The sequence below is a fragment of the Deltaproteobacteria bacterium genome, assembly GCA_019309045.1.
GTDB lineage: Bacteria > Desulfobacterota > Syntrophobacteria > BM002 > BM002 > JAFDGZ01.
Genome location: JAFDGZ010000159.1, coordinates 1 through 3610 on the forward strand (window position 1 = coordinate 1; position 3610 = coordinate 3610).

5 protein-coding genes are annotated in these 3610 nt (G+C 56.3%); all 5 read left to right on the forward strand.

Translation table 11 applies throughout. The features are described 5' to 3' along the window. Positions 1–18: 18 nt before the first annotated feature. The gene (locus JRI89_17040; GenBank protein ID MBW2072936.1) at positions 19–762 is read left to right on the forward strand and encodes a hypothetical protein; all 744 of its coding nucleotides are present in this window, start codon (positions 19–21) and stop codon (positions 760–762) included. Positions 763–797: 35 nt separating this feature from the next. After that, on the forward strand, positions 798–1571 hold the full coding sequence (locus tag JRI89_17045) for a 4Fe-4S dicluster domain-containing protein (protein ID MBW2072937.1): 774 nt from the start codon (positions 798–800) through the stop codon (positions 1569–1571). Continuing rightward, positions 1568–2893, forward strand: coding sequence for a polysulfide reductase NrfD (gene nrfD / locus JRI89_17050; protein MBW2072938.1), 1326 nt, complete (start codon positions 1568–1570; stop codon positions 2891–2893). Before JRI89_17045 ends, nrfD begins: the two co-directional genes overlap by 4 nt. Continuing rightward, positions 2883–3395: a DUF3341 domain-containing protein gene (locus tag JRI89_17055; GenBank protein MBW2072939.1), complete on the forward strand. Its 513-nt coding sequence runs from the start codon at positions 2883–2885 to the stop codon at positions 3393–3395. Before nrfD ends, JRI89_17055 begins: the two co-directional genes overlap by 11 nt. 21 nt (positions 3396–3416) lie before the next feature. After that, the coding region (locus JRI89_17060; GenBank protein MBW2072940.1) for a hypothetical protein at positions 3417–3610 on the forward strand (194 nt) is incomplete at its 3' end.

Consider the following 3610-nt stretch of genomic DNA (forward strand, 5'->3'; position numbering starts at 1 on the left):
TCAACGCTGCAGCCTGTCATGGGAAAAGTCACAGACGCTCCCCATGTGGGAGATCTGTTGTTGCGCACAGCTTTTGGACCCGAAAGACCTTTGCCGAACTACAAGGCCTATCTCTTTGCCAGCCTCAGCAGCCGGGAAAAAGTTAACACCCACAATGATTGGCTCAGATGTTTGCAACGGGGGGGCCTCTTCGAGTCTAGCCGCGAAATTGCCAGGCCATTCACTGCTTCACCCAGCCGCGATTTCGGTTCGCTCTTTCCTCCTTTTTCTGTCAGAGAAGATGCTGGGCCATTCCTCTACGCGGTCCCTTCCATCCGTTTCTTCGACGGCAGAGACGCCAACAAACCCTGGCTCTGTGAAGTCCCTGACCCTCTCACCAAAGTGGCCTGGCAGACACCTGTGGTGGTCAACCCGAAGACATTGAAGCAGGAAAAGCTCACCCAGGGAGATGTGGTTCGCATCGAATCGGAATGGGGCGCCCTGGAAGCTCCGGTATACAGCAGCGTGAGCGTGCACCCGGACGTTCTGCTCATGGCGATAGGCCAGGGGCACAAGAGCTTCGGCCGCTATGCTGCAGGCAAAGGAGTGAATCCCATTTTTCTCCTGCCGCGGGATGCGGAGCCAGACTCGGCTGCACCCCAGTTTACTGTGCCGCTCACTGCACTCACAGCAACCGGGCGCACCATGAGACTGGCCCACACCGACGGCAGTGCCTTCAACACGGCAGAAAAATCGCCCTGTCTGCCACTATCCATGCCGTGAGTCAGCAGGGCGAACAGCAGGTGACCGGCCTGGGAATGTGGGAGTTTCCCCTCACCCTGCCCTTGCCCGAGGGTTACAACAACAAAGTTAGAGACCTCTATCCTTCCCACGAGCACAACGGCTACCGCTGGGCCATGGTGGTGGACCTGGACAGGTGCATCGGCTGTGCTGCCTGCGCTGTGGCCTGCTATGCAGAAAACAACATCGGCATTGTCGGAGAGCAGCAGCTCATCGCGGGCAGAGAAATGGCCTGGCTCCAGGTGCAGCGCTACCAGGATCCAGGACGGCCGGAAAAGGTGATTTTCCTGCCCATGCTCTGCCAGCACTGCGACAACGCCCCCTGTGAATCGGTCTGCCCCGTGTTTGCGCCGCACCACTCTAAGGAAGGGTTGAACAATCAAATCTACAACCGCTGCATCGGCACCCGGTTCTGTTCACAGGATTGTCCCTACAAGGTCCGACGCTTCAACTGGTTCACCTGGCAATGGCCGCCCCCGTTGAACCTGCAACTGAACCCGGATGTAACGGTTCGCAGTAAAGGGGTGATGGAAAAGTGCTCCTTTTGCGTGCAGCGCATCAAGGAGGCGCACAATAGGGCAAAAAATGAGGGTAGGGCCATCAGGGATGGCGAGGTCCAGCCTGCCTGCGTGCAGACCTGTCCCACGGGCGTGTTCACCTTTGGCAACCTCATGGACCCCAACAGCGAGGTCAGCAGGAAAGCAAAGGACAAAAGGGCCTACCAGGTCATGGGCTACCTGAACACCAAACCAGCAGTGATCTACCTGAAAAAAGTGGTCCAGGAAATATGAGCCAAGAGTTCGAACTCTCCTACGGCGAGATTGATTACACGGTTCTCGGCAGCTTGCGGCGGCCTTCCTCGGGATACTGGCTCCTGGTTGGAGCCCTGGTGCTCGGGGTCGTAGCGGGTGCCATTTGCTGGGCCTATCAAATCGCAGTGGGTATTGGTGCCGGCGGCCAGAACATCCCCGTGGCCTGGGGCACCTACCTGATCAACTTTGTCTTCTGGGTAGGAATCGCCCACTCGGGCACTCTCATTTCCGCTATTCTCCATCTCTTTCGGGCCGGCTGGCGAAATCCCATTGCCAGGGCTGCCGAGACCATGACCGTGTTTGCCGTCTCCATTGCCGGTCTTTTCCCTTTCATTCATCTGGGCCGCGTCTGGCTGGTGTACTACATGCTGCCCTACCCCAATCAACGCAACCTGTGGCCGAACTTTCAGTCCCCCCTTGTATTCGACATGGTGGCCATTAGCACCTATCTTACTGTGAGTTCCCTGTTCTGGTACACCGGCCTTCTGCCAGACCTTGCTGTGGTGCGAGACCGGGCTGAAGGCTTGCGCCGCAAGATCTTCACCGTGCTCTCCCTAGGCTGGACCGGCAAGCATGAACAGTGGCGCCACTACACCAGAGGCTATCTTTTCTTCGCTGCCCTGGCCACCCCCCTGGTGGTCTCGGTACACAGCGTGGTGTCCTGGGATTTTGCCCTCAGTGTGGTGCCGGGCTGGCACAGCACCATTTTTGCTCCATACTTTGTGGCTGGCGCCATTCACTCGGGCCTGGCCATGGTGCTGACGCTCATGATTCCCCTGCGCAAGGTCTTCAATTTTGAGCGCATCGTCACTGTTGATGTCCTGGAAAATGTGGCCAAGACCATCATCTTTACCGGCCTCATTGTGGGCTATGCCTATGGGGTGGAATACTTTCTCGCCTGGTACAGCAGCAATATTGTGGAGCAGGAGGCCTTTCGCTGGAGAGCCATGGGCGCTTACAGCCTGGAGTTCTGGATTATGGTGGTGTGCAACTCCCTGGTGCCGCTGCTCTTTTTTATCAAGAGAATCCGACGAAGCATCGCCTGGCTCTTTGGCATATCCTTGCTGGTAAATGTGGGCATGTGGTACGAGCGCTTCGTCATTATAATCGGTGGGGTGGCCCACGGTTTTATACCACATGCCTGGGGACTCTATCGTCCTTCTCTGATCGAGTACGGTATAATGCTGGGGAGCTTCTCTCTTTTCTTCCTGCTCTTTGTCTTGTTTGTCAAACACTTTCCATCAATATCCATGACCGAAATGAAGGAGACTATCCAGGAGGAGGCAGCTCATGCCGGCTGACAAATATGTCCTCGGCCTGTTTACCAGCGAAGACAAGACTGTCAGCGCAATGCAGGCCATGTCGGAGGCACCGTGGCAAATCGAACGAGTCCACTCCCCGATTCCCAGCGAGCGGATACTCGATAGTCTTGCTGTGAAAAAGAGCCGCCTGGGTTATTTCACTCTCGCCGGGGGGATTGTTGGCTTTTTTGCCGGCCTGGCTCTGGCGGTGTTTACTGCCACTCGCTGGCATCTCATTGTCTGGGGCAAACCAGTGGTGGCCTGGATACCTTTTTTCATCGTAGGCTTCGAATTCACCATCCTTTTTTCCGTATTGGCCAATGTCCTGGGGTTGATCATGCTCAGTGATTTGCCGGACCTCAACTGGAGTGAGCACTACGACCCCCGCTGCTCTGGAGAACATTTCGGTATACTGGCCAGGTGCCCGGATGGACGGCAGCAGGAGCTGGCCGAATTCTTTCGCACCCAGGGGGGAGAACCTAGACTATTCGAGGAGAACTGAACCTTTTAGATTGTGTGCGGCATGAACGGTTTCGCTCAGGACAGAAAACTTGCAGGGCTGCTTATTATCGGCCTGGGCCTTCTGGTGTTCGTTGGCTTCGGCACTTTTGTTATGCAGTTGAGCGGCGAACACCCGGAAAAGGCCTGGCAGACGTTTTACCTCAACTTCCTCCTCTGGTCTGCTGTGGCCCAGGGAGGATTCCTCTTTTCTGTGGT

What these genes read in the sequence shown, in the direction of transcription:
- nrfD (MBW2072938.1), top strand. Translation starts at nt 1,568, where the DNA reads ATGAGCCAAGAGTTCGAACTCTCCTACGGCGAGATTGATTACACGGTT.
- JRI89_17055 (MBW2072939.1), top strand. Translation starts at nt 2,883, where the DNA reads ATGCCGGCTGACAAATATGTCCTCGGCCTGTTTACCAGCGAAGACAAG.
- JRI89_17045 (MBW2072937.1), top strand. Translation starts at nt 798, where the DNA reads ATGTGGGAGTTTCCCCTCACCCTGCCCTTGCCCGAGGGTTACAACAAC.
- JRI89_17040 (MBW2072936.1), top strand. Translation starts at nt 19, where the DNA reads ATGGGAAAAGTCACAGACGCTCCCCATGTGGGAGATCTGTTGTTGCGC.